This window comes from Rhodoferax sp. P1_F3, assembly GCF_056405715.1.
On sequence record NZ_JBFUBO010000015.1, the window covers coordinates 23,934 to 43,772 of the forward strand.

20 protein-coding genes are annotated in these 19,839 nt (G+C 64.5%); 7 read left to right on the plus strand and 13 right to left on the minus strand.

The features are described from left to right. The first annotated feature begins 7 nt into the window (after nucleotides 1–7). Nucleotides 8–340, plus strand: a complete 333-nt coding sequence (locus AC1DZ5_RS19480; RefSeq protein ID WP_477892112.1) for a hypothetical protein — start codon at nucleotides 8–10, stop codon at nucleotides 338–340. A 481-nt stretch (nucleotides 341–821) separates the two neighbouring features. Here AC1DZ5_RS19480 and priA read toward each other — a convergent pair whose 3' ends face one another. The 5 genes from priA to AC1DZ5_RS19505 all read right to left on the minus strand — a co-directional run bounded on the left by priA (nucleotide 822) and on the right by AC1DZ5_RS19505 (nucleotide 7,574). Continuing rightward, nucleotides 822–2,960: a replication restart helicase PriA gene (priA, locus tag AC1DZ5_RS19485; RefSeq protein WP_477892114.1), complete on the minus strand. Its 2,139-nt coding sequence runs from the start codon at nucleotides 2,958–2,960 to the stop codon at nucleotides 822–824. Between the two features lie 373 nt (nucleotides 2,961–3,333). Beyond that, nucleotides 3,334–4,476 (minus strand): uroporphyrinogen decarboxylase, encoded by a 1,143-nt coding sequence (hemE, locus tag AC1DZ5_RS19490; protein WP_477892116.1) that lies wholly within the window; start codon nucleotides 4,474–4,476, stop codon nucleotides 3,334–3,336. A gap of 60 nt (nucleotides 4,477–4,536) precedes the next feature. Then, nucleotides 4,537–4,956: a CoA-binding protein gene (locus AC1DZ5_RS19495; protein WP_477892118.1), complete on the minus strand. Its 420-nt coding sequence runs from the start codon at nucleotides 4,954–4,956 to the stop codon at nucleotides 4,537–4,539. 9 nt (nucleotides 4,957–4,965) lie between these two features. Next, nucleotides 4,966–7,215: a protein-disulfide reductase DsbD family protein gene (locus AC1DZ5_RS19500; RefSeq protein ID WP_477892120.1), complete on the minus strand. Its 2,250-nt coding sequence runs from the start codon at nucleotides 7,213–7,215 to the stop codon at nucleotides 4,966–4,968. A 44-nt stretch (nucleotides 7,216–7,259) separates the two neighbouring features. Then, nucleotides 7,260–7,574, minus strand: coding sequence for a DUF167 domain-containing protein (locus AC1DZ5_RS19505; RefSeq protein WP_477892122.1), 315 nt, complete (start codon nucleotides 7,572–7,574; stop codon nucleotides 7,260–7,262). Nucleotides 7,575–7,729: 155 nt separating this feature from the next. Here AC1DZ5_RS19505 and AC1DZ5_RS19510 point away from each other — a divergent pair, with 155 nt between their 5' ends. Together AC1DZ5_RS19510 and AC1DZ5_RS19515 are read left to right on the plus strand one after the other, a co-directional pair. Further along, nucleotides 7,730–9,700, plus strand: a complete 1,971-nt coding sequence (locus AC1DZ5_RS19510) for a sensor histidine kinase (protein WP_477892124.1) — start codon at nucleotides 7,730–7,732, stop codon at nucleotides 9,698–9,700. 19 nt (nucleotides 9,701–9,719) lie between these two features. Then, nucleotides 9,720–10,550 carry a creatininase family protein gene (locus AC1DZ5_RS19515; protein ID WP_477892126.1) on the plus strand — a complete coding sequence of 277 codons (831 nt, stop codon included), beginning with the start codon at nucleotides 9,720–9,722 and terminating at the stop codon, nucleotides 10,548–10,550. 3 nt (nucleotides 10,551–10,553) lie between these two features. Here the strand turns inward: AC1DZ5_RS19515 and AC1DZ5_RS19520 are convergent, their stop codons facing one another. From AC1DZ5_RS19520 to AC1DZ5_RS19535, 4 genes are all read right to left on the minus strand, one after another. Continuing rightward, nucleotides 10,554–11,579 (minus strand): formylglycine-generating enzyme family protein, encoded by a 1,026-nt coding sequence (locus AC1DZ5_RS19520; protein ID WP_477892128.1) that lies wholly within the window; start codon nucleotides 11,577–11,579, stop codon nucleotides 10,554–10,556. 34 nt (nucleotides 11,580–11,613) lie between these two features. Next, nucleotides 11,614–11,964 (minus strand): hypothetical protein, encoded by a 351-nt coding sequence (locus tag AC1DZ5_RS19525; RefSeq protein WP_477892130.1) that lies wholly within the window; start codon nucleotides 11,962–11,964, stop codon nucleotides 11,614–11,616. A 24-nt stretch (nucleotides 11,965–11,988) separates the two neighbouring features. Then, a complete protein-coding gene (locus AC1DZ5_RS19530; RefSeq protein ID WP_477892132.1) occupies nucleotides 11,989–13,440 on the minus strand; it encodes an ammonium transporter in 1,452 nt (483 codons plus the stop codon). An 86-nt stretch (nucleotides 13,441–13,526) separates the two neighbouring features. After that, nucleotides 13,527–14,195, minus strand: a complete 669-nt coding sequence (locus tag AC1DZ5_RS19535) for a histidine phosphatase family protein (protein ID WP_477892134.1) — start codon at nucleotides 14,193–14,195, stop codon at nucleotides 13,527–13,529. Nucleotides 14,196–14,455: 260 nt separating this feature from the next. On the opposite strand from AC1DZ5_RS19535, the gene AC1DZ5_RS19540 reads away from it, so the two are divergent. The 4 genes from AC1DZ5_RS19540 (at nucleotide 14,456) to AC1DZ5_RS19555 (ending at nucleotide 16,315) form a co-directional block, all read left to right on the plus strand. Continuing rightward, entirely contained in the window at nucleotides 14,456–14,902 is a 447-nt protein-coding gene (locus tag AC1DZ5_RS19540) for a hypothetical protein (RefSeq protein ID WP_477892136.1), read from the plus strand. Between the two features lie 3 nt (nucleotides 14,903–14,905). Next, nucleotides 14,906–15,295 carry a hypothetical protein gene (locus AC1DZ5_RS19545; RefSeq protein WP_477892138.1) on the plus strand — a complete coding sequence of 130 codons (390 nt, stop codon included), beginning with the start codon at nucleotides 14,906–14,908 and terminating at the stop codon, nucleotides 15,293–15,295. Between the two features lie 200 nt (nucleotides 15,296–15,495). After that, on the plus strand, nucleotides 15,496–15,885 hold the full coding sequence (locus AC1DZ5_RS19550) for a DUF3224 domain-containing protein (protein WP_477892140.1): 390 nt from the start codon (nucleotides 15,496–15,498) through the stop codon (nucleotides 15,883–15,885). 55 nt (nucleotides 15,886–15,940) lie between these two features. Continuing rightward, a complete protein-coding gene (locus AC1DZ5_RS19555) occupies nucleotides 15,941–16,315 on the plus strand; it encodes an MAPEG family protein (protein ID WP_477892142.1) in 375 nt (124 codons plus the stop codon). A gap of 10 nt (nucleotides 16,316–16,325) precedes the next feature. On the opposite strand, the gene AC1DZ5_RS19560 is transcribed toward AC1DZ5_RS19555, so the two are convergent. Genes AC1DZ5_RS19560 through AC1DZ5_RS19575 form a run of 4 tightly spaced genes read right to left on the minus strand, consistent with a single transcriptional unit; the run spans nucleotide 16,326 to nucleotide 19,823 of the window. Next, complete coding sequence (locus tag AC1DZ5_RS19560) at nucleotides 16,326–17,300, minus strand: threonine dehydratase (protein ID WP_477892144.1); 975 nt, start codon at nucleotides 17,298–17,300, stop codon at nucleotides 16,326–16,328. A gap of 23 nt (nucleotides 17,301–17,323) precedes the next feature. Beyond that, a complete protein-coding gene (locus tag AC1DZ5_RS19565) occupies nucleotides 17,324–17,989 on the minus strand; it encodes a LysE family translocator (RefSeq protein ID WP_477892146.1) in 666 nt (221 codons plus the stop codon). After that, nucleotides 17,986–18,924, minus strand: coding sequence for a PhzF family phenazine biosynthesis protein (locus tag AC1DZ5_RS19570; RefSeq protein ID WP_477892148.1), 939 nt, complete (start codon nucleotides 18,922–18,924; stop codon nucleotides 17,986–17,988). The genes AC1DZ5_RS19565 and AC1DZ5_RS19570 overlap by 4 nt, the downstream gene beginning before the upstream one ends. A gap of 26 nt (nucleotides 18,925–18,950) precedes the next feature. Then, nucleotides 18,951–19,823 (minus strand): PhzF family phenazine biosynthesis protein, encoded by an 873-nt coding sequence (locus AC1DZ5_RS19575; protein ID WP_477892150.1) that lies wholly within the window; start codon nucleotides 19,821–19,823, stop codon nucleotides 18,951–18,953. Nucleotides 19,824–19,839 lie beyond the last annotated feature (16 nt).

A 19,839-nucleotide genomic window follows, 5' to 3' on the forward strand; every position in this document is an offset into this window, starting at 1 on the left:
TGGGCCTATGGAAACGATCCTGAATTTTGTCGCCTACGTGCTGCGCCGCGTGTTTAAGCTGGTGCTGGTCGTGTGGGTCAGCCTGTTTGCCCTGGCCTTGTTGTCGCTGGCGGTCACTGCCGCGCTGCTTACCGTGCTCTGGTCCCTGCTCAGGGGCCGCAAGCCCGCGCTCTTCACCACCTTCACCCGCTTTCGCCAGGCCTCGCAGCAGTTCAGTGCGGGCGGTTGGTCACGCCAGGGCGGCTTTGCGCAGCCCTCTGCGGAGGACGTGGTGGATGTGCAAGCCAATGAGGTGCGCCCCGAGGTCTTGCCCTTGCCTGGGGCTTCTGACAAGTCCTAAGTTCTTTGAGGCGCTGTATTCGCGCCTGCGGGTAGGCACGGCCGGTAGCGTGGCCCGCGTTCTCCGGTTCAGCTCGCGGGCGGATTCTCTTGGTGGGTTGAGGCTTCTGCGTTAACGCCTTGGTTGGCGCGCCTGTTCTGTGGCAACCGCGAATCGAACCTGCGCCCGCGGGCCCCACTACCGGCCTCAGAGCGAATGTTGGAGCGCAGGGTTTGCACGCCAACACCTTCTCAGGCTGGTGAATTGGGTGTCCGGGCGTCGGCCCGATTCGCCGTTGCCACAGAGGGAGTACGCCTTCACCGTGTTGATGAGCGATCGCAGGCTAACCAACTCCGGTTGACGGCGAGCCTGGGCCAGAGAACGGATACCCGGTTCACCGGCCCGCCCACCCGGTCGCGCACAAACCCTGCAAACTATCCGAGCACTATCAAAACAATAGCTGCTCGCGCATATTTCGCAAGGGCTAGAGGCCTAAAAGGCTCTAAATCGCCAGTGGATCCACATCAATCGCCCAGCGGATCAGCCCCTTGCACTCCGGTTGCGCGCGGGTGGCGTGCAGCACGCTTTGCCAGCCGTTCAGAAACTGCTGCAGCGCCGCGCGCGAGGGGCTCTCGATCAGCATCTGGGCGCGCTCCACGTTGGCGATGCGCTGAATGGTCATGGGCACGGCAGGGTACAGCGTGAGCTGGTCCAACACCGGGACCCAGCCTTCCCACTCCAGCATCTCGGTCTGTGCGAAGCTGCGTGCGGCGTTCAGAAACGCCTGCGCGGCTTCCTGCGTTTTGGCGTCAGCGCGTACCAGGGCCTGGGCGCTGAACGGGGGCATGGCGGCCTGTTCGCGCTCCAGCAGCTGCTGGGTGGCGAACGCGGGATAGTCATGCGCCTTGAGCGCGGCGTACAGCGAGTGGGCGGGCTGGAAGGTTTGTATCCACACCTCGCTCTGCGCGCCCAGAGCCGCATCGCGCCCGGCACGGCCGGCGGCTTGCATGAGCAGGCTGAACAGGCGCTCGGGCGCGCGGAAGTCGCTGCTAAACAACGCGCCGTCGGGGTTCACCGCCGCCACCAGCGTGATACGGCGAAAGTCGTGGCCCTTGGCAATCATCTGCGTGCCGACCAGCACATCCACATCGCCCGCGTGTACGGCGGCCAGCTGTTCTTCCAGCGCGCCCTTGAGGCGGGTGGAGTCGGCGTCGATGCGGGCAATGCGCAGGTGCTCGCCTTCGGGCTTGTCGGGCGTGATCGAGCCCGGGCGCCGCACGTCCACCAGCAGCTCGGCCAAGTGCTCCTCCAGCTGCTCGGTCCCGCGGCCAATGGGGCTGATGTCTACGTTGCCACACGTGGGGCAGGCGCGCGGCACGCGCTCGGTGAAGCCGCAGTGGTGGCAGCGTAGCGTGCGGTCGATTTTGTGGAACACGCGGAAGGCGCTGCAGTGCGGGCACTCGCTTTTCCAGCCGCAGTCGTCACAGGCCAGCACGGGCGCATAGCCGCGGCGGTTCAAAAACACCATGCACTGTTCGCCGCGCGCCACGCGGTCCTTGATGGCATCCACCAATTGGGTGGAGAACACGGCCTTGCGCGGCTGGTGGTTCATGTCCACGCGGCGCACCAGCGGCAGCCTGGAGGTTTCGCCCACGCGCGACGGCATGTGCAGGCGCAGGTAGCGCCCGCCTTCTTCTGCCGGGCGGCTCTGGTGCCAGCTCTCCAGCGAGGGCGTGGCCGAGCCGAGGATGACCTTGGCGCCTTCGAGCTTGCCACGGTACACGGCCAGGTCACGCGCCGAGTAGCGCGCGCCTTCGCTGCTCTTGTAGCTGGGGTCGTGCTCCTCGTCCACCACGATGAGACGCAGTTTGGGCAGGCTGGCAAACACCGCCATGCGCGTGCCCAACACGATGCGCGCCACGCCGCCGTGCGCGGCCAGCCATGCTTTCAGGCGCTGCGGGTTGGTCATGCCGCTGTGCAGGCTGACCACCGCGTGCTCGCCATACAGCGGGGCAAAGCGCGCCTTGAAGCGTTCTTCCAGCTGCGGCGTGAGGTTGATCTCGGGCACCATGATGAGGGCCTGGGCATCCGGGTCCGCCGCCAGCAGCTTGTGCACGCAGTGCAGGTAGACCTCGGTCTTGCCGCTGCCGGTGGCGCCAAACAGCAAAAACGGCCCCGGGTGGGCGTCGATCTGGCCGATCACCGTGGCCTGTTCGGGCGTGAGCACGGGTGCGGCCAGCACGGCACCGCTGGCGCCCGCCACGGGCTTGGCGCGCTTGAGGCGCCGGGCCATCTGTTCGGGCGAGAGCTCGCGCAGTTGCGGCGGCAGTGCGGCCAGCGCCACTTCACCGGCCGAGCGCTGGTAGTAGCTGGCGGCAAATGTAAGCAGTTGTTGCCATTGGGCCGTCAACGGGGCGATGCCTTCCAGCGCGCCGGCAATGGCCCGCACCTTGGCCGGATCGAACTCGCCGGTGGCCTCGGCCCCCGCCCCGTTCCACACCACGCCCAGGGTTTCACGGCTGCCCAGGGGTACGCGCACCAGCGTGCCGGCAGGTAGTGCCTGCTCACTTTGGTAGGTCAGCACCGGCCCCAAAGCTGCATGCGCGGGGGTGTTGACCAGCACCGGCAACCAGCAGCTCATGGGGTCTGCACCGTGCCCGGAAAGGCATTTGTGGGATGAAACGGCACTTGGGGTAATTTATTGATGTGAACTGGCGAAATAAGGGCTAAGTACTTGATTTAAAAGAACTTTACAGGCCGTTCACGTTTTCTGTGGATAACTTTGTTGATATGTCTGTCCGGCAGGGGCTGGAGCCTTGTAAATCAAGGGTTTGCTTGCGATGCCCAGAAAAAAAGCAAACTTTTAAGTCCTTATAAATCAAGCACTTACGAGCGCTATGGCTTTTATAGCGCCCATCCCCCATGCGGGGGAAGGGATAACCCTAGCACCCCCATTTTTGTGCATAAGTAAGTTTCTTGGAGTTTGGTTTGGTGCATGAATCGTGGTAATGAAATTACCCGCGCAAGCGCTTGGAGTGGTTGTGCACCGCGGCCACCAGCGCCGCCACATGCTCGGGCGGCGTGTACTGGCTGATGCCGTGGCCCAGGTTGAAGATGTGCGTGGGGCCGGTGCCCGCGCCCTGGAATGGGGTGCCAAAGCTGTCGAGCACCTTGGCCACTTCCAATTCGATAGCAGCGGGCGGTGCAAACAACACGTTGGGGTCGATATTGCCCTGCAGGGCCTTACCGGGGCCGCTGGTGCCCGGCGCGTATTCGGCGCCGCCCACCAAGGCGCGCGCCTGGGCCAGGTTCACGGTCCAGTCCAGGCCCAGCACGTCGCAGTCCAGTGCCTTCATGTCTTGCAGCCAGAGGCCGCCGCCCTTGGTGAACACCAGGCGCGGCACCACCTTGCCGTCGGCCCCGTGGCGCTTGAGCTGGGCCAGCACGCGTGCGGTGTAGGCCAGGCTGAAGCTCTGGAACGCGCCGTCGGCCAGCACGCCGCCCCAGCTGTCAAAAATCATCACAGCCTGGGCGCCCGCGTCGATCTGCGCGTTCAGGTAGGCCGCCACCGAGTCGGCGTTGATGGCCAACATCTTGTGCATCAGGTCGGGGCGGCTGTACAGCATGGTCTTGACCAGGCGGTAGTCGTCCGAACCCTTGCCCTCGACCATGTAGCAGGCCAGTGTCCAGGGGCTGCCGCTGAAGCCGATCAGAGGCACGCGGCCTTTGCCGTCTTGCGTGAGCGCGCCGCGGATGCTGCTGACCGCGTCAAACACGTATTGCAGCTTGGCCATGTCGGGCACTTCGAGCTTGGCCACGGCAGCCTCGTCCCGCACGGGGAATGCGAAGCGCGGGCCTTCGCCCTGAGCAAACGACAGGCCCAGGCCCATGGCGTCGGGCACGGTCAGGATGTCGGAGAACAGGATGGCCGCGTCCAGCGGGTAGCGGTCCAGCGGCTGCAGGGTGACCTCGGTGGCGTAGTCGCGGTTGGTGGCCAGGCCCATGAAACTGCCGGCGGTGGCGCGCGTAGCCACGTACTCGGGCAGGTAGCGCCCGGCCTGGCGCATCAGCCACACGGGGGTGTGGGGCGTGGCCTGGCGCATGCAGGCTTGCAAAAACGTGGGGTTGTGCAGGGTGTCGAAGGTGGTGTCGGTCATAGACCGATTGTCGCAGGCCAAGGCCACCCCGGCCTTGCGCTGGCGCAAGCCGCTGCAGGCTCAGGCGTGGCGCGCGTGCTCCACCTTCAGGCAGTGGTTTTGCACCACCAGCAGGCCCGCGGCCCGCGCCTTGGCCGCGGCCACCTCGTGCGCAATGCCCAGTTGCAGCCAGAGGGCGGGTGCGCCGACGGCAATCGCCTCGTCCACCACGGGCGGCACGTCGTCGCTGTTGCGGAACACATTGACCAGCTCGATGTGTTCGTGCTGGGCGGCTTCCGTCAGCGTGGGGTAGGCCTTTTCGCCCAGGATCTCGTTCGCATTGGGGTTGATCGGCACGATGCGCCATCCGTGCGCCTGCATGTACTGCGCCACGCCAAAACTGTCACGGTGGGGCTTGGGGGACAGGCCCACCACGGTCACCGTCAGGGGCTTGCTGACGAGATGGGCGATGGTTTGCGCTTCGGTCAGGGGCGTGTTCATGGTGGCTCCCTAAAGGGTGGCAATGGCGCTGCGCAGCTCGCCGGGCGTCAATATTTCGGACAGCACCACGGGCGCCCTGCCGGGCGCGTACAGCACGTAGACGGGCACGCCGCTGCGGCCCAGCGCCTGCAGCGCCTGGGTGATGGCGGGGTCGCGCCGGGTCCAGTCGGCGCGCAGCAGCGTGACCTGCTTGGCGGCCAGGTCGGCCTGCACCTCGGCGTTGTTGAGTGTGGTCTTCTTGTTCACCTGGCAGGTGATGCACCAGGCCGCGGTGAAATCCACAAACACCGGCTTACCCTGCTCCAGCGCCACCTGCACGCTGCCGGGTGCCCAGGCCTGCCAGCCGGGTTGGATCTGGCCAGTGGTCGCCGTGGTGGCTGCTTCGACGTCAGATTTCAAAGCATATTGGCCAGTAGCCCCCGCAAACAGTGCGCAAGCAGCTATGGAAACAGTAGCAAGCAGCATGCGGCTGCGGCCCTGTAGGCCCAGTGACCAAACCAGCATGCACAGGCCCAGAATCAGCAGCAGCAGGCTGCCGGCGCCGTCCACCCCGCTCAGATGCCCCAGCACCCACACCAGCCAGACCACGGTAGCCGCCATCGGAAAGGCCATGAAGTGGCGCAGCGTGTCCATCCACGCGCCGGGCTTGGGCAACCAGCGGCCGACCGTGGGCACCCAGCTGGCCAGCAGGTAGGGCAGCGCCAGGCCCAGGCCCAGGGCCGCAAAAATGGCCAGCGCCTGTGCGCCCGGCAGCGTGATGGCGTAGCCCAGCGACGCGCCCATGAACGGCGCGGTGCAGGGAGACGCCACGGCCACCGCCAGCACGCCGGACAACAAAGCCTCGGCCACTGGGTGGCGCAGCTGTAGCGTGGCCAGGCGCTGCGGCAGCACGCTGCCCACGTTCAGCCAGCCGGCCAGGTTCAGCGCGATGAGTGTGAACAGCAGCGCCAGCGCCACGATCACGCCGGGCGACTGCAGCTGAAAGCCCCAGCCCAGCTGCTCGCCGCCCGCGCGCAGCGCCAGCAGCAGGCCGCCCAGCGCCAGAAACGACAGCACCACACCCGCCGTGTACGCCAGGCCCTGGGCGCGCTGCGCCGCGCGCGACTGACCGATCTGCGCCGCAAAGCCCAGCACCTTGATGGCCAGCACCGGGAACACGCAGGGCATCAGGTTGAGGATCAGCCCTCCCAGTAGCGCGGTAACCAGAACCCACAGCAGGCTGCCGGGCACGGCGTTCGCCGCGGGCACCTGGGCGTTCGCATCCAGCGCGGCCTGCAGCGCGGGCGATACCTGGGCGGGGGCGTCGGTCTTGGGCCAGGTGCCGGTCACGGGTACCTCGGCACGCAGCCGCGCATCGCCCTGCACCAGCACCCATGCCACGGTGGCGGGGCTGGTGGAGCGCTGGGGCGAGAGCGGCACAGACGCGGTCCACACACCATCCTGCCAACCCTGTTCGCCCGCGCGACTGGCGGTTTGGCTGGCCACGCGGTCGCCAGTGGCGGGCAGGGCCGGGGTGTTCAGCAGCTCGGCGGTTTCGGGAAAGGCCTGCACGGCCTTGCCGTGCCAGGCAGCGGGCAGGCCGCTGACCTGCAACGCCATGGCTTGGGCGTTCACCTGGGCGGTTACCTTGCCGGCAAAGGTTTGGGGGGCTGCGGCCCAGGCCTTGGCGAAGTCGGCCGCCTGGCCGGCGGTGGAGCTGCGCAGTGGCAGGCGCAGCGCAAACCGGCCTTCCTGCGGAATGCATTCTTGCCGGCATACCAGCCAGCTGGCCGAGAGGCGCACCTCCAGGTCCTGCGCCAGCGCACCGGGGCGGAAGTCGGCACCCAGCGTGACGGGCACGGGCAGCAGCACCGTGCCCTCGTAGCCCAGGTTGGCCAGGCTGCCAATGGCGATTTTTTGTGGCGTGGGCCAGGCAATGTCGCCGGCCGTGGCACCGGCCGGCAGCGTCCACTGCAGTTGCGTGGGCAGGCCGGAGTCGCCGGGGTTCTTCCAGTAGGTGTGCCAGTGCGGCTGGTGCTGCAGCTGCAGGCCCAGCCACACGGTTTTGCCGGGGCCCACGCCGTCGGGCGCGTGCGCCACCAGCTCGGCACGTACCTGCTCGGTCTGCACCACGCTGCTGGCAGTGCTGGGCATGCTGCTGCCTGTGGTTTGTATGGAAATTTGGGCGCTAGCCCCCGTCACCATTGCGCTGGCAGCTATCAAAAAAGAAGCAAATACAAGTGCCCAGCGGCGAGAGAAGAGAGGAGCGCGAGAGATCATTGCGGTGTGGGAGCGGTTGGGCGGTCGAAAGTTCCGGGGCGGTCTTATTGCGTGAACACCGTGGGCAGTTTTTTGGGCGCGCGGATGCGCAGTTGTTTGTGCACGCTCTCGCGTCCGAACACCACGGTGATGTCGGCCACGGCCACGCCAAACAGCGGCGCCAGAAAACGCACCATGTGGTCCGTGGCCCGACCGTCCTTGGGGGCGGCTGTCACGCTGACCTTGAGCTGCGTGCCCAGCGGCTTGCCAATGGCGTCCTTGCTGGCGGCGGGCTTGCCCAGGATGTTCACCACCAGCGTGTCGCCCTCCCAGGCAAAGAAGGATTCGCCAGTGGCATTGCGAGGGCGCGGGGAAGACATGGCGGCATCATAGGGGGCACCTGCGGCGTGCCTTTTGCTTGACCATACCCAAGTTGCCCAACGATACTTTGCGCACGGCGGTGTGATATTCCATTTCAGGGGGCGTCAGGTTGGTCCAAAAAAACGGCTTTGCGGGGAAATTTCCGAGTCTGTCATTGCGCCAGACGCTGATGCTCGGGGCCGCGCTGGGGATCTTGTTGCCGGCCCTGTTTCTCGCCTACTTTCAGGTCACCAGCAAGCTCGAAACCGAGGTCAAACTGCGGGTCGAAGCTCCCATGCGCCAGTACGCCGAAGTGCTCTCCCGCGGCATGGCCGTGGCGGTGTGGAACCTGGACCGCGGCGTGGCCAGCGAGCTAGTGGACGCCGTGATGCGCAACCCCGATGTGGTCAGTGTCACCGTGACCGACGAATTCCGCGACGTGTTTGTGCGCAAGCACAGCGAGGCTGTGCCCACCGTCCCCACGCTGACGGACCAGCGCGATATCTCGTACAACGGCGCGCGCGTAGGCCGGCTCACCGTGGAGATGAGCCCTGAGCGCATCGAGCGCGAAATGCGCCAGGACCTGATGCGCTTCATGCTAGCCCTGCTGGTGCAGATGGCGCTGGCCTTCCTGTTCATCTGGCCGCTGTTCAACCGGCGTGTGCTCAAACCCCTGCTGCAGCTGCGCGAAGACGCCTCGCGCCTGGCCCGCGGCGAGCTGGACCAACCCCTGGCCTGGCAGCGCCAGGACGAGATGGGCGAGCTGGCCCATGCGTTGGACACCATGCGCACCGACCTGGCGGCCCTGATGTCCGAGCGCGCGCAAAAAACCGCGGCCCTGCAAACCGAGCTGGCCGAACGCAAACGCACCGAAGAAGCCCTGCGCGTGAGCCAGACCAAGTTCGCCGCCATTTTTGATGCCTCGCCCATTGCCATGTCGGTTTCCATGGTGGACCCCGATGTGCTGACCGTGGACGTGAATTCCGCCTGGGTGCGCGTGTTCGGGTTGGATCGCGGGGCCGTGATCGGCTCCAACGGTGCCCATATCGGCATCTGGCGCGACATGGCCTCGCGCCAGGAGGCGCTGCGCATTCTGGAGGCCACGGGCGAGCTGGAGGGATTCAAATCTTGGATGCAACGCGGCCAATCCCGCGAGCCCATGCTGTGCGAGTTGTCCGGGCGCGTGGTGCAGCTGGGCAGCGACCGGGTGCTGATCATGGCGTTTGACGACATCACCGCCAAACACCATTACGAAGAAAACATTCTGCAGCTCAACGCCACGCTGGAGCACCGCGTGGAAGAGCGCACGCAAGAACTCTCGGCCACGCTGACCCAGCTGACGGTGGCCCAGGCCGAACTGGTGCGGGCTGAAAAAATGTCGGCGCTGGGCTCGCTGGTGGCCGGCATTGCGCACGAGCTCAACACGCCCATTGGCAACAGCCTGACCGTGGCCAGTACGCTGCAAGACCACGCGAACGCTTTCTCCAGCAGCATGGCCCAGGGCCTCACGCGCAGCCGGCTGGAAGAGTTTGTGGGCAACACGCGCCAGGGTGCGGGCATCCTCATGCGCGGCTTGCAGCATGCGGCCGAGCTGGTGTCCAGCTTCAAGCAGGTGGCGGTGGACCAGACCAGCCTGAACCGCCGCACCTTTGACCTGCACGCGACGGTGAGCGAAATCCTGCTCACGCTGGGCCCCACCATCCGCAAGTCCAACCACCGTGTGCTCTGCGACATCGCGCCCGACATCGTCATGGACAGCTACCCCGGTCCGCTGGGCCAGGTCATCACCAACCTCATCAACAACGCCTTGCTCCACGCGTTTGACGGCGTGGACCAGGGTTGCGTGCAGGTGGCGGCCAGCCTTACGCCTGATGGCGCCGTGCGCCTGCAGGTCAGCGACAACGGGGCGGGGATTCCGTCGGCCCATCTGCCGCGGGTGTTTGACCCCTTCTTCACCACCAAGCTGGGCCAGGGTGGCAGCGGCTTGGGGTTGAACATTGTCTACAACCTGGTGACGCGCTCGCTGGGCGGCACGGTGCACGTGGCTAGCAACCCCGGCGAGGGCGCCACCTTTAGCTTGCTGCTGCCGCGCCATGCGCCCGTGCTGGCCATGGAGAGTGTGGAGCCCGAGGCGCTGGCCACCTAGCCTGGCCTAAGATAGGCGCATGCAAAACCCTTCCCGTTTTTGGGCCGACTGGAGCACGCGCGACTTTACGCAGCAGCGTGATGCCGGGCGATTGGACGCCACCATTGCCGTGCTGCCGGTGGCTGCCACGGAGCAGCATGGTCCGCACCTGCCGCTGCGCGTGGACACGGCCCTGGTCGATGGCGTGGTGGCCGCTGCCGTGCCGCACATTCCGACAGACGTTCCCGCCCTGTTTTTACCCACGCAGGCCGTGGGCTTCAGCCCTGAACACGCACGCTTTCCCGGCACGCTGACGCTGAAGGCCGACACCGTGATCCGCCTCTGGACCGAACTCGGCGAGAGCGTGGCGGCCACGGGTGTGAAAAAACTGGTGCTGCTCAACTCCCATGGCGGTCAGGTAGGCTTGCTGGATGTGGTGGCGCGCGACCTGCGCGCACGCTTTAGCATGCTGGTCTACAGCGTGAACTGGTTTGGCCTGCCGCTGACTGGCCCGGCGGGTGAAGACGTGAATGCGCTGTTCAGCGCGCATGAGCATCGCTTTGGTATCCACGCCGGTGAGATCGAAACCTCGATGATGCTGGCGCTGGCGCCGGACCAGGTGGTGATGGCGCAGGCGCAAAACTTTGCCTCGACGTCCGAAGACCGTGCCAAACGCTTTGCCATTCTGGGCAATGGAAAAAGCGCCAAGCTGGGCTGGCAGATGCAAGACTACAACGCGGCTGGTGCGGTGGGCAATGCCGCAGCGGCCACGGCCGACAAAGGCCGCGCCGTGCTGGACGCGGCAGGCCGCGCGCTGGCGCAGACGCTGGCCGAAATCCACTGGCTGCCGGCCGACACACTGCGCAACTAGGGCTTAGTTCGGCGCGTCCATCACCAGTCGCATGCCCACCAGCGTGTAGCGGGTCTGCGGTGAATTCCAGTTTCGGTAGCTGGCGCGCGCATACAGCGCCCAGGTGTGCCAAGAGCCGCCGCGGCGCACATACACATTGCCTTCCTTGGGGCCCTGCGGGTCTGTGGTCGGGGAATGCGCGTAGTAGTCCTCGCCATACCAATCGTTGGTCCATTCCCAGGCGTTGCCATGCATGTCGTACAGGCCAAAGGCATTGGGCTTGAAGCTGGCCACCGGAGCCGTGAAGGCAAAGCCATCATCGCCCGCCAGCGCGTTGGCTGCAAACCTGGGCCAGAAGGGCTTGGCACTGGCGTCAAAGGTGTTCGCCACCTTCAGCAGCGACAGCGGTGCGTCGCCGCTGTGGTAGCGCGTGCGGGTGCCGGCGCGGGCCGCGTATTCCCACTCGGCCTCGGTGGGCAGGCGGTAGTGGCGGCCCTCCTTCTGGCTCAGCCACTGCGCCAGGGCCTGCGCGTCGTTCCAGGTGATGTTGACCACGGGGTGGTTGTCGTCCTGTGCAAAGCCGGGGTTGCGCCAGCTGTAGCGCGGGTCGCGGCCTTCAAAGGCATCGCCGCGCACACTCTTGGTGGGGTCGTAGTCGGGGTTGTAGCCGTAGCCTCCAGTGCCATCGGCCTCTGATTCAGGTACGTAGTCTGACACCTGCAGAAAACGCCGGAACTGGCCCACGGTCACTTCCGTCTGCCCCATGTAAAACGCATGGCTGATGCGCACGGTGTGCACCGGGGCTTCGTCTTTCAGCGCTTCCAGCCGCTCGCGCTCTGCCAGCGGGTAGGCCTTTTGTAGGCGCTCCACCGACTCGTCGCTGCCCATGCGAAAGCTGCCCGCAGGAATGCGCACCAGCGTCATACCCAGGCTGTTGGCGAGCGTGTGTAGTTTTGCGGGCTTGGCCCAGGTAGCCTGGCTGAGGCTGAGCAGGAGCAGCAAAGCCAGTGCGGGGAGAGTGGTGGTGCGGTAGGTATGCATCCACAGCATTGTGCGCGGACTTTGGTGCCGCACTGTCTGCAGGCTAACGGATGCCGCGGACGTAGCGGTGTGCTTCGCTTTCGGTGGCACCGAACAACGAGTCGGAGGCGCCGGGCAGGGGGGCGGGCTTGGTGTTGCCGCCAACAACGCCAAATAGCCGGTCCCGCACGGGCCGCTGGGGCTGCACGGGCACCATAGCCAGTTCCAGCTTGGCGGCCCAATCGGCCAGGTCGGTGTGGCCGTCTTCCTCGGCACTGGCGCGTGCAAAGCGCACGATCTCGGCAGCGTACTCGGTGTTGCTGGCCATCCATTCGGTGTCGGTCACGCGCCCGGTCTTGCGCCGCAACAGCACGTGCAAATGGGCGGCTATCGCCAGTTTTTCACTGTTCAACATGCAACACTCCTTTGAGTTTCACCGTCAGGTTCCGAGATGCTCCCGGTGCTGGGAGACATCCAGGCCCACGAGTTCGGAGTTCTCGTCCACCCGCAAGCCCACAATCACTTTGGTCACCCACAGCAGCACCCAGCTCATGAGGCCGCTGTACGCCAGTACCGCCGCCACACCTATGGCCTGCGTAGCCACGCTGCCGGTCACGCCAGAAATCGTCTTGCTGGCAAAGTAGCCCGTCATCAGCGAGCCCACGATGCCGCCAATGCCGTGCACGCCAAACACATCCAGCGAGTCATCGGCATTGAGCATGCGCTTGAGTCCCGTGGCGCCCCAGTAGCACGCCAAGCCCGCCACAGCACCAAAGATGACCGCATCGCGCGGGGTCACAAAGCCAGCCGCCGGTGTAATGGCCACCAACCCCGCCACCAAGCCCGAGCACAGGCCCAGCAGCGATGGGCGCCCGCGCATGATCCACTCGCCCAGCATCCACGAGATGGCGCCCGCTGAGGCCGCAATGTGCGTGACCGCCATGGCCAATCCCGCGCGCCCGTCAGACGCCACGGCCGAGCCGGCATTGAAACCAAACCAGCCCACCCACAGCAGGCCCGCACCGGCCATGGTCAGGCCCAGGTTGAAGGGTTCGAACGGTTCTTTGCCGTAGCCCTTGCGTGCGCCCAGCATGTAGGCGCACACCAGACCCGAGATGCCGGCGTTGATGTGCACCACCGAGCCGCCTGCAAAGTCCAGCACGCCCATCTGCACCAGCCAGCCGCCCGGTTCCCACACCCAGTGGGCAATGGGTGCGTAGACCACGATGGACCACATGCCGATGAACCACAGCATGGCCGAGAAGCGCATGCGTTCCACAAACGCACCCACGACCAGCGCCGCGGTGATGATGGCAAAGGTGAGCTGGAACATGGCGTACACCGACTCGGGCACGTTGGGCGCCACGTGGCTTACGGCCACCTGGCCGGCTTCCTTCAGGTAATTGAGCCCGCTGAACCACAGGCGGTCGGTGCCACCCAGCCAGCTGCTGCCGGGGGTAAAGGCCAGTGAGTAACCCACCGCAAACCACAGCAGGCTGACCATGGCGGTGATCGCCACTACGCTTGCCATCGCGTTGATCACGCTCTTCTTGCGCACCATGCCACCGTAAAACAGGGCAATACCGGGCAGCGTCATCAGCAGCACCAGCGCCGTGCTGGTCATCATCCAGGCGGTGTCGGCGCCGTTGATCGTGTCTTGCGCCACCAAACCGGGTTTGCTGGGAGGAGGAGGGGGAGGGGCTGGGGTAACCGGTGGAGCGGCTACCACGGGTACCGCAGGGGCATCCGAGGCGGCTGCCATGACGGCGGCCGGTGGCGCGTCAGAGGCCGCGCCTGCGGGGGCCGTCGCCTGGGCGTAGCTGAACGCACTCCATGCCAAAACACACGTTCCCAGCAACGGGGCCAGCCACTTCGTTCCGAATCGGTGCATTGTTTTCCTCTGGACGGTCCAACAGAGGGTTCCAAGCACAAGGCGTGCCAGTTGGCTTATGGGCGCGGAGCCCGGTGGACAGCGGGCTAGGAGTAGGTGACCCAGTCCGCGTACTGCGCGTCGTCCAGGTGAGGCAGGGTGTTGTAGGTCACCAACATGTGGCGTTTGGGCGTGTAGGCCAACTCGGTGACCGAGGCATTGCGAATGCGTAGGTTCAGCTCGATCGTGGTCTCTGGCGTGGTTCCCAGCACATGGCCCACAGCGGTAGAGATCGGGCCACCGCTGCTCACCACCAGCACATTGCCCGTGTGGTGCTGGCGCACATGGTCCAGCATGCTGGTCACGCCCAGCACAAATTCGCTGTAGCTGGGCATGCCGATGGGGCTGACCACACCGTTCATCCACTGCGTGAGGCCATCACGCAGCAGTCGGAAGTGGTGGCGGTACATCTCGGGGGAGTCGGGCTTTTCCAACGGGGCAGCATGGATGGTCTTGATCACCGCCGCACTGTCGTACTCATTCAGGCCTGGCCATTCCAGTGCCTCGTGCGTCAGCGCCGCGCCCTTGGCAATGCCCGCCCAGGTCTGCGCGTGGCGACGCAGTGTGCCGACGATGACCGCGTCAAACTGCAGCCCCTTGTGTGCAAAGTATTCCCCTAGCCGCGCGCTCTGCCGGTGGCCGAGTTCGCTGAGGTTGTCGTAGTCCGCAGCCCCAAACGAAGCCTGCCCGTGGCGTACCAGATAGAGATTTCCCATGCGCAGAATTTAAGCTGATTGGCAGTGGGGCCCTGTAATTGGGGTGACAGAGGCTATTGAATTAGCAGCGAACGAGTGAATGTTCTGACAAAGGTTGGATCAGTATTCCATTCCCAAGTGTGGTTCAGTAGATCGAGAACCGAAGTCAGTTATAAATTGAGGACTTGGGAATCGGTCTAAGCGAAAGGGTAAAAGCGAGGCTTGTTCGCAACGTACTCCTAGTTTCCAAACTTATCAGAGCCGATCTAAACAAAGGGGATGTGTTGAATAGTTTTTTTCCGCAGTGGGCTCAGGACATAAACACCGGGCTTTCATTTCTCGGTTTCCTGATCACCGCATATACGCTGTACGAGGTAACACGCATCAAAGCCAACTTTCTGGCGAGGGCGCGTTTGCCAGACATCATCAAAGAGTTGACCAAGACTGGGTCAGCGCTCAGTTCCATTTTGGGCACTTGGCCTAAGCAGCGAAACGAGGCTAGGAGCCATATAAAGGTTTCAGTCACTCTTTTGAAGTCTGCACTGCCAATGTTGTCTGGTTCCGAAAAAAAGGAGATTTCAAGAATTCAAGAGAAGCTAGCCTCTGCGGCGAAAAGCTTCTCTAATCCGCACTATCCAAATGCAGAAGAGGCTTGGGACATCTACTCAGACATACAGTCTTGTCTCAGCAGTTTGACGCAGGTCTCCAAAAATATGAAATGGGAATAAATGATGAACTCGGACGAAAAAATCACAAACCTGGTCATCAAACTCAACAAACTAACTTCACTTGGAGAAATTCAGTGGGAAGTTCAAGATGCACCTAGGGCCATCTTAAGGGGGACGGACGACTACATACCCATGTTCATGCTGACATCGTACAAAGGGCAAAGATTCGGGCTTTATGAGCATCGCTATCAAGCTTACGACGGTGAGCATGAACGTTTTTATTGGACGAACAAAATCGTTCTTGCGATTTTGGACAGGGAAGGTCGATCCTTATGGGAGACACCAACTGAGACGCCCGCACTGTTCGACTTATTCGATACAGCTAGGAAGAAAGTTTCTAACATTGACGGCATCTTGGACGAACTCCTCGGAGAGGACGATGAAGAACTCTAGCTCACGTGTTGTTCTGCGTTGTCTGTAGTCAAGGGTTCCCTAGTTCCGTAGTACCTTGGGAGACGCCGCCGAGTCCACATTCTTTCCGCACAGCGTGGTTCACCCGGTCTGCACACGCCTCGTGATTTAGCGTATTTGCGAAATGGTCGTGCCATGGGGAGGGCTGGCACAACGGTGCCTGAGCCGGTAAGCTTGTGCCCATGAAAGTCAAAAGCACCTTTGAAGTCACCATGCAGGGTGAGCCGCCGTACGACACGGTGGAGGGCGTCACGCTGTCGCGTGCCAGCATTTCCAAAACCTTCACGGGGCCGCTCAGCGCCACCAGCACCGTGCACATGTTGGCCGCGCGCACGCCGCAGCCCACGTCTGCGGGCTATGTGGCGCTTGAGCGCATTGTGGGTACGCTGGACGGGCGTAGCGGCAGCTTTGCCTTGGTGCACCTGGGGCTAATGGCTGCTGGCGAGCGCTCGCTGAAAGTGCAGATCGTGCCGGACTCGGGGACGGGTGAGTTGGTGGGCATTTCCGGTCAGATGGACATCGAGATCGTGGATGGCAAGCACTTTTACGAGCTGGACTACGAATTCAAGTGAGGTGGGTTCTAGACCCGTTGATATTTCTCATATGCCCCATTCCCTGATCCTTCCCATGGCCGCGCATGTGGCCCTCGCAGCTTTCCTCTACGCCCTGCTCACGGTCGCCCGCGCTCCCGCCGTTTGGGGCTTCGGCCGCCGCGCAGATGGCAGCAACCCGTGGGCGGACATGGAGCCGCGCATCAGTGCAAACCTGTCCAACCAGTTTGAATGGCCGCTGTTCTTCCATGTCGCCTGCCTGCTTCTGTTGCAGTCGCAGCCGGGCTATGTGGCTTTGGTGCTGGCGTGGATTTTTATCGCGGGCCGCGTTTTGCACAGTGCGGTGCAGATATTGACGCGCAATGTGCGGCTGCGGGGCGTGGTGTTTACGGTCAACTTCCTCGCTGTGCTGGGTTTGTGGCTAATAGTGGTGTTAGCCCTCGGCCAATAAGCGCGAGTAGCTATTGATTTCGTAGCACCTCGGCAAACACCACCGAGTCCACATTCCCGCCGCACAGCGTAATCCCCACGGTCTGACCGCGCAGGTTTTCGCGTTCCTGCATAGCCGCGGCGAAGCTGGCAGCACCCGCGCCTTCGGCCACGTTGTGGGTGCAGGCAAAGATCTGGCGCATGGCTTGGGCGACTTCGGCGTCTGTCACCTGCACGATGTGGTCGATTTCTCCCATCAGGATTCCCAGCGCCTCGGGGTCGGCCACGCGGCAGGCCATGCCGTCGGCTAGCTGGGTGGTGACCGGGGCTTCGACCACCTCGCCAGCTTTCAGCGAGTCGGCATAGGTGGTGGCGTGCGCGCTGACCACGCCGACGATGTGGGTGTTGTGGCCTAGTGCCCGTTTGGCGGCCACGGCGCTGCAGGCGCCGCTGCCCTGACCGATGGGGACGTAGATCACGTCGATGTCTGGCGCTGCCTTGAGCAACTCCCACCAGTAAGTGGCGACGCCGCGCAGCAGGTCGGGGTGGAAGCTGGGCACCATGTGGGCGCCGCGCTCTTTCGCCAAACCCTTTGCGTATTCGCGGCTTTCCTGAAAGTCGGCGCCGTGCTCGATCAGCGTGACACCCAGTGCGCGCATGGCGGCGTTCTTCTCCACCGAGTTGCCGTGTGGAGCGACGATGGTGCAGGCCACGCCATGGGCGCGTGCGGCCCAGCCGATGCTTTGGCCATGGTTGCCGCGCGTGGCGCTGATGACCTCGGCAGGCAGCGCGCCGCGTTGCGCCAATTGGTCAAAGTAGGTCAGGCCACCACGGATCTTGAAGGCGCCCACGGGCGTGTGGTTTTCGTGCTTGACCCAGCAGCTGGTGCCTAGCAGATCAGACAGTTGCCCCCAGCGGTACTGCGGTGTGGGGCCGAATTCGCGGTAGACCACCTGGGCGGCGGCTTCGATCTCGGGCAGCGTGGGGAGCAGGGCGTTAGCGGGCATGAGTTTTCCAGACAAACAAAGGGTCAATGCGCGTGGGTGCTGGTGCGCAACAGTTGCAGCCCGGCCAGTCCGAACACGGCGGCTAGCAGGCCCTCCATCCAGCGGCGCGAGGCGGCATAGACGCGCCGCGCGGCCGGGGTGGAGAACGCCAGCGCGTAGCCGGTGAAGATGTCGATACCCATGACCATGCAGCCCGCCACCACGACCCAGGCCAGATGGGGCGACGCGTTGGCCGGAATGCCCACGGTAACGGTGGCCAGCCAGGCCAGGACCGCTTTGGGGTTGGTCAGGTGCATGCCCAGGCCGCGCAGGTAAAGCTGGCGCGGGGTGGCATTGACAGCCTGGGTGGCCGACAACGCGGCATGCGGCGCACACGCCACGCGTGCTGACTTGAACGCCAGCCACAGCAAATAGAGCCCGCACAGCACCTTCATGGCGATAAGCCCGGCGGTAAAGCTGGCCAGCAATTGCGAGATGCCCAAGGCTGCCAGCACGCCCCAGAACCAGGAGCCGCTCAAGATGCCGGCTGCCAACCACAGCGCGGGCTTGCGTCCGGCGTTCATGGCCATGCCCATGATGGCCATGTTGCTGGGCCCGGGGCTGCCGGCGCCCACCAGATAGGTGGTCCAGGCCAGTGCGAGTTGGGCTGCCAGCGGTGCGTGAAACCACGCGTCCAGCGCGGCTATCACAGCGTCACCTGGCCGTCGATGCAGGTCACCGAATCGCCGCCGACCCAGACCTGGCCGGTGTCGTCCTGGTCGATATAGATGCGTCCTGCACGGCTGATGCAGGTGCCTTGGGCCGCCACATAGTGCGCTGGCGCAATGCCGTCGGCAATCAGCCACTGCGCCAGGCTGGCATTGAAGCTGCCGGTGACCGGGTCTTCCAGCACGCCGATATCGGGTGCGAAGAAGCGTACTTCTACCGACGGTGTCTCTGCCTCCAGGTGTTGTGCATCCCCACTGCGGGTGCCAAAGGCGCGGGCTTCGCGGTTGCTGCGCACTATCAAATCAGGAGCTGCTGGCGCACTGTCCATGCCGGCTACACCCACACCAGGTACCAAGCCCTTGAGGGCGGCGGCGTCGGGTTGCAGTTGCAGCACGGTGTCCATGCTGTCGAGCAGCAGGCCCAGCCAGGTGGGGCCGTTGTTGAGCCACTGCGCGGCCAGAATCTGCTGCGACTGCAGCCCCAGCGCTGCGGCTACCTGCGCCAGTAGCGCGGCATCGGGGGCGCTGCGCTGCAGGCTGGGCGCGGCAAAGGCCAAACGTGTGCCGTCACGGCGCAGTTTCACCAAGCCCTTGGCGCACTCCTGCACGATCACATCTGCCGCCTTGGGCGCACCGCCGGCCTGCAGCCAGGCGTGGCAGCTGCCCAATGTAGGGTGGCCGGCAAAAGGCAACTCGTCTCCCGGCGTGAAGATGCGCACCCGGTAGTCCGCGCCCCGGGCCGCGGCCTCGGGGCTGGGAGGCAGCAGAAAGGTGGTCTCCGACAAGTTGGTCCAGCGGGCGAAGCTCTGCATGTCTTCCGTGCTGAGGTGGGTGCCGTCCAGCACCACGGCCAGCGGGTTGCCCAGGTAGGGCTGGGCGGTGAACACGTCCACCTGCTTGAAAAGGCGTTGGCGCATGGGCGTTCCTGAAACGTGAAATGAAATTAGAGGGCGACGGTGCCGCGGATGCAGGTGACCGAATCGCCGCCCACCCAGACCTGGCCGCTGCTGTCCTGCTCGATGTGAACCCGACCTTCGCGCTGGACGCAGGTTCCCTGCGCCACCACGTACTTTTTGGGCATGTATTCGTCGGCAATCAGCCATTGCGCCAGGCTGCCGTTCAGGCTGCCGCTCACCGGGTCTTCCTGAATGCCTTCCATGGGGGCAAAGGCGCGCACTTCCATCTCGCTGGCCACGCCGTGTTGGGTGGTCGCGGCGGAGGGCATGCAGGCCACGCCCACCTTGACGCCCAGGTGTTTGAGCGCCAGGTGGTCGGGTTGCAGCTGCAGCACGGTCTGGCGGTCGTCCAGCAGGATGCCCATCCAGTCGGTGCCATTGCTCAGGGTTTGCGCCGCCACCACTTGCGCGGCTTTTAGGCCCAGCGCCGCGGCCACCTGGGCCAGCAAGCCGGGGCTGGGGTTTTTGCGTTGCAGGGTTGGCGCGGCAAACGCCAGGCGCGTGCCATCGCGGCAGATCTGCACCAGCCCGCCCTTGCACTGCTGCACGATGCGCTTGGCATTTTTGGGTTTGCCACCCGCTTCCAGCCAGGCGTGGCAGCTGCCCAGCGTGGGGTGGCCGGCAAAGGGTAGCTCCAGTCCGGGCGTGAAGATTCGCACTTGGTAGTCAGCACCCTGGGCCGCCGCCTCGGGCGTGGGTGGCAGCACAAAGGTGGTTTCGCTCAGATTCGTCCATCGCGCGAAGGCCTGCATGGCCTCGTCACTCACACCCGCGCCGTCCAGTACCACGGCCAGGGGGTTGCCCAGGTAAGGTTGGGCAGTGAACACATCGACTTGGGCGAAGGGGCGCTGTTGTGGCACGGTGGGCTTTCTGAAG

Bases quoted from the DNA above. Each gene is read 5' to 3' on its own strand.
- AC1DZ5_RS19480 (WP_477892112.1), top strand. From the start codon at position 8: ATGGAAACGATCCTGAATTTTGTCGCCTACGTGCTGCGCCGCGTGTTT.
- priA (WP_477892114.1), bottom strand. From the start codon at position 2,960: ATGAGCTGCTGGTTGCCGGTGCTGGTCAACACCCCCGCGCATGCAGCT.
- hemE (WP_477892116.1), bottom strand. From the start codon at position 4,476: ATGACCGACACCACCTTCGACACCCTGCACAACCCCACGTTTTTGCAA.
- AC1DZ5_RS19495 (WP_477892118.1), bottom strand. From the start codon at position 4,956: ATGAACACGCCCCTGACCGAAGCGCAAACCATCGCCCATCTCGTCAGC.
- AC1DZ5_RS19500 (WP_477892120.1), bottom strand. From the start codon at position 7,215: ATGATCTCTCGCGCTCCTCTCTTCTCTCGCCGCTGGGCACTTGTATTT.
- AC1DZ5_RS19505 (WP_477892122.1), bottom strand. From the start codon at position 7,574: ATGTCTTCCCCGCGCCCTCGCAATGCCACTGGCGAATCCTTCTTTGCC.
- AC1DZ5_RS19515 (WP_477892126.1), top strand. From the start codon at position 9,720: ATGCAAAACCCTTCCCGTTTTTGGGCCGACTGGAGCACGCGCGACTTT.
- AC1DZ5_RS19520 (WP_477892128.1), bottom strand. From the start codon at position 11,579: ATGCTGTGGATGCATACCTACCGCACCACCACTCTCCCCGCACTGGCT.
- AC1DZ5_RS19525 (WP_477892130.1), bottom strand. From the start codon at position 11,964: ATGTTGAACAGTGAAAAACTGGCGATAGCCGCCCATTTGCACGTGCTG.
- AC1DZ5_RS19530 (WP_477892132.1), bottom strand. From the start codon at position 13,440: ATGCACCGATTCGGAACGAAGTGGCTGGCCCCGTTGCTGGGAACGTGT.
- AC1DZ5_RS19535 (WP_477892134.1), bottom strand. From the start codon at position 14,195: ATGGGAAATCTCTATCTGGTACGCCACGGGCAGGCTTCGTTTGGGGCT.
- AC1DZ5_RS19545 (WP_477892138.1), top strand. From the start codon at position 14,906: ATGAACTCGGACGAAAAAATCACAAACCTGGTCATCAAACTCAACAAA.
- AC1DZ5_RS19550 (WP_477892140.1), top strand. From the start codon at position 15,496: ATGAAAGTCAAAAGCACCTTTGAAGTCACCATGCAGGGTGAGCCGCCG.
- AC1DZ5_RS19555 (WP_477892142.1), top strand. From the start codon at position 15,941: ATGGCCGCGCATGTGGCCCTCGCAGCTTTCCTCTACGCCCTGCTCACG.
- AC1DZ5_RS19560 (WP_477892144.1), bottom strand. From the start codon at position 17,300: ATGCCCGCTAACGCCCTGCTCCCCACGCTGCCCGAGATCGAAGCCGCC.
- AC1DZ5_RS19570 (WP_477892148.1), bottom strand. From the start codon at position 18,924: ATGCGCCAACGCCTTTTCAAGCAGGTGGACGTGTTCACCGCCCAGCCC.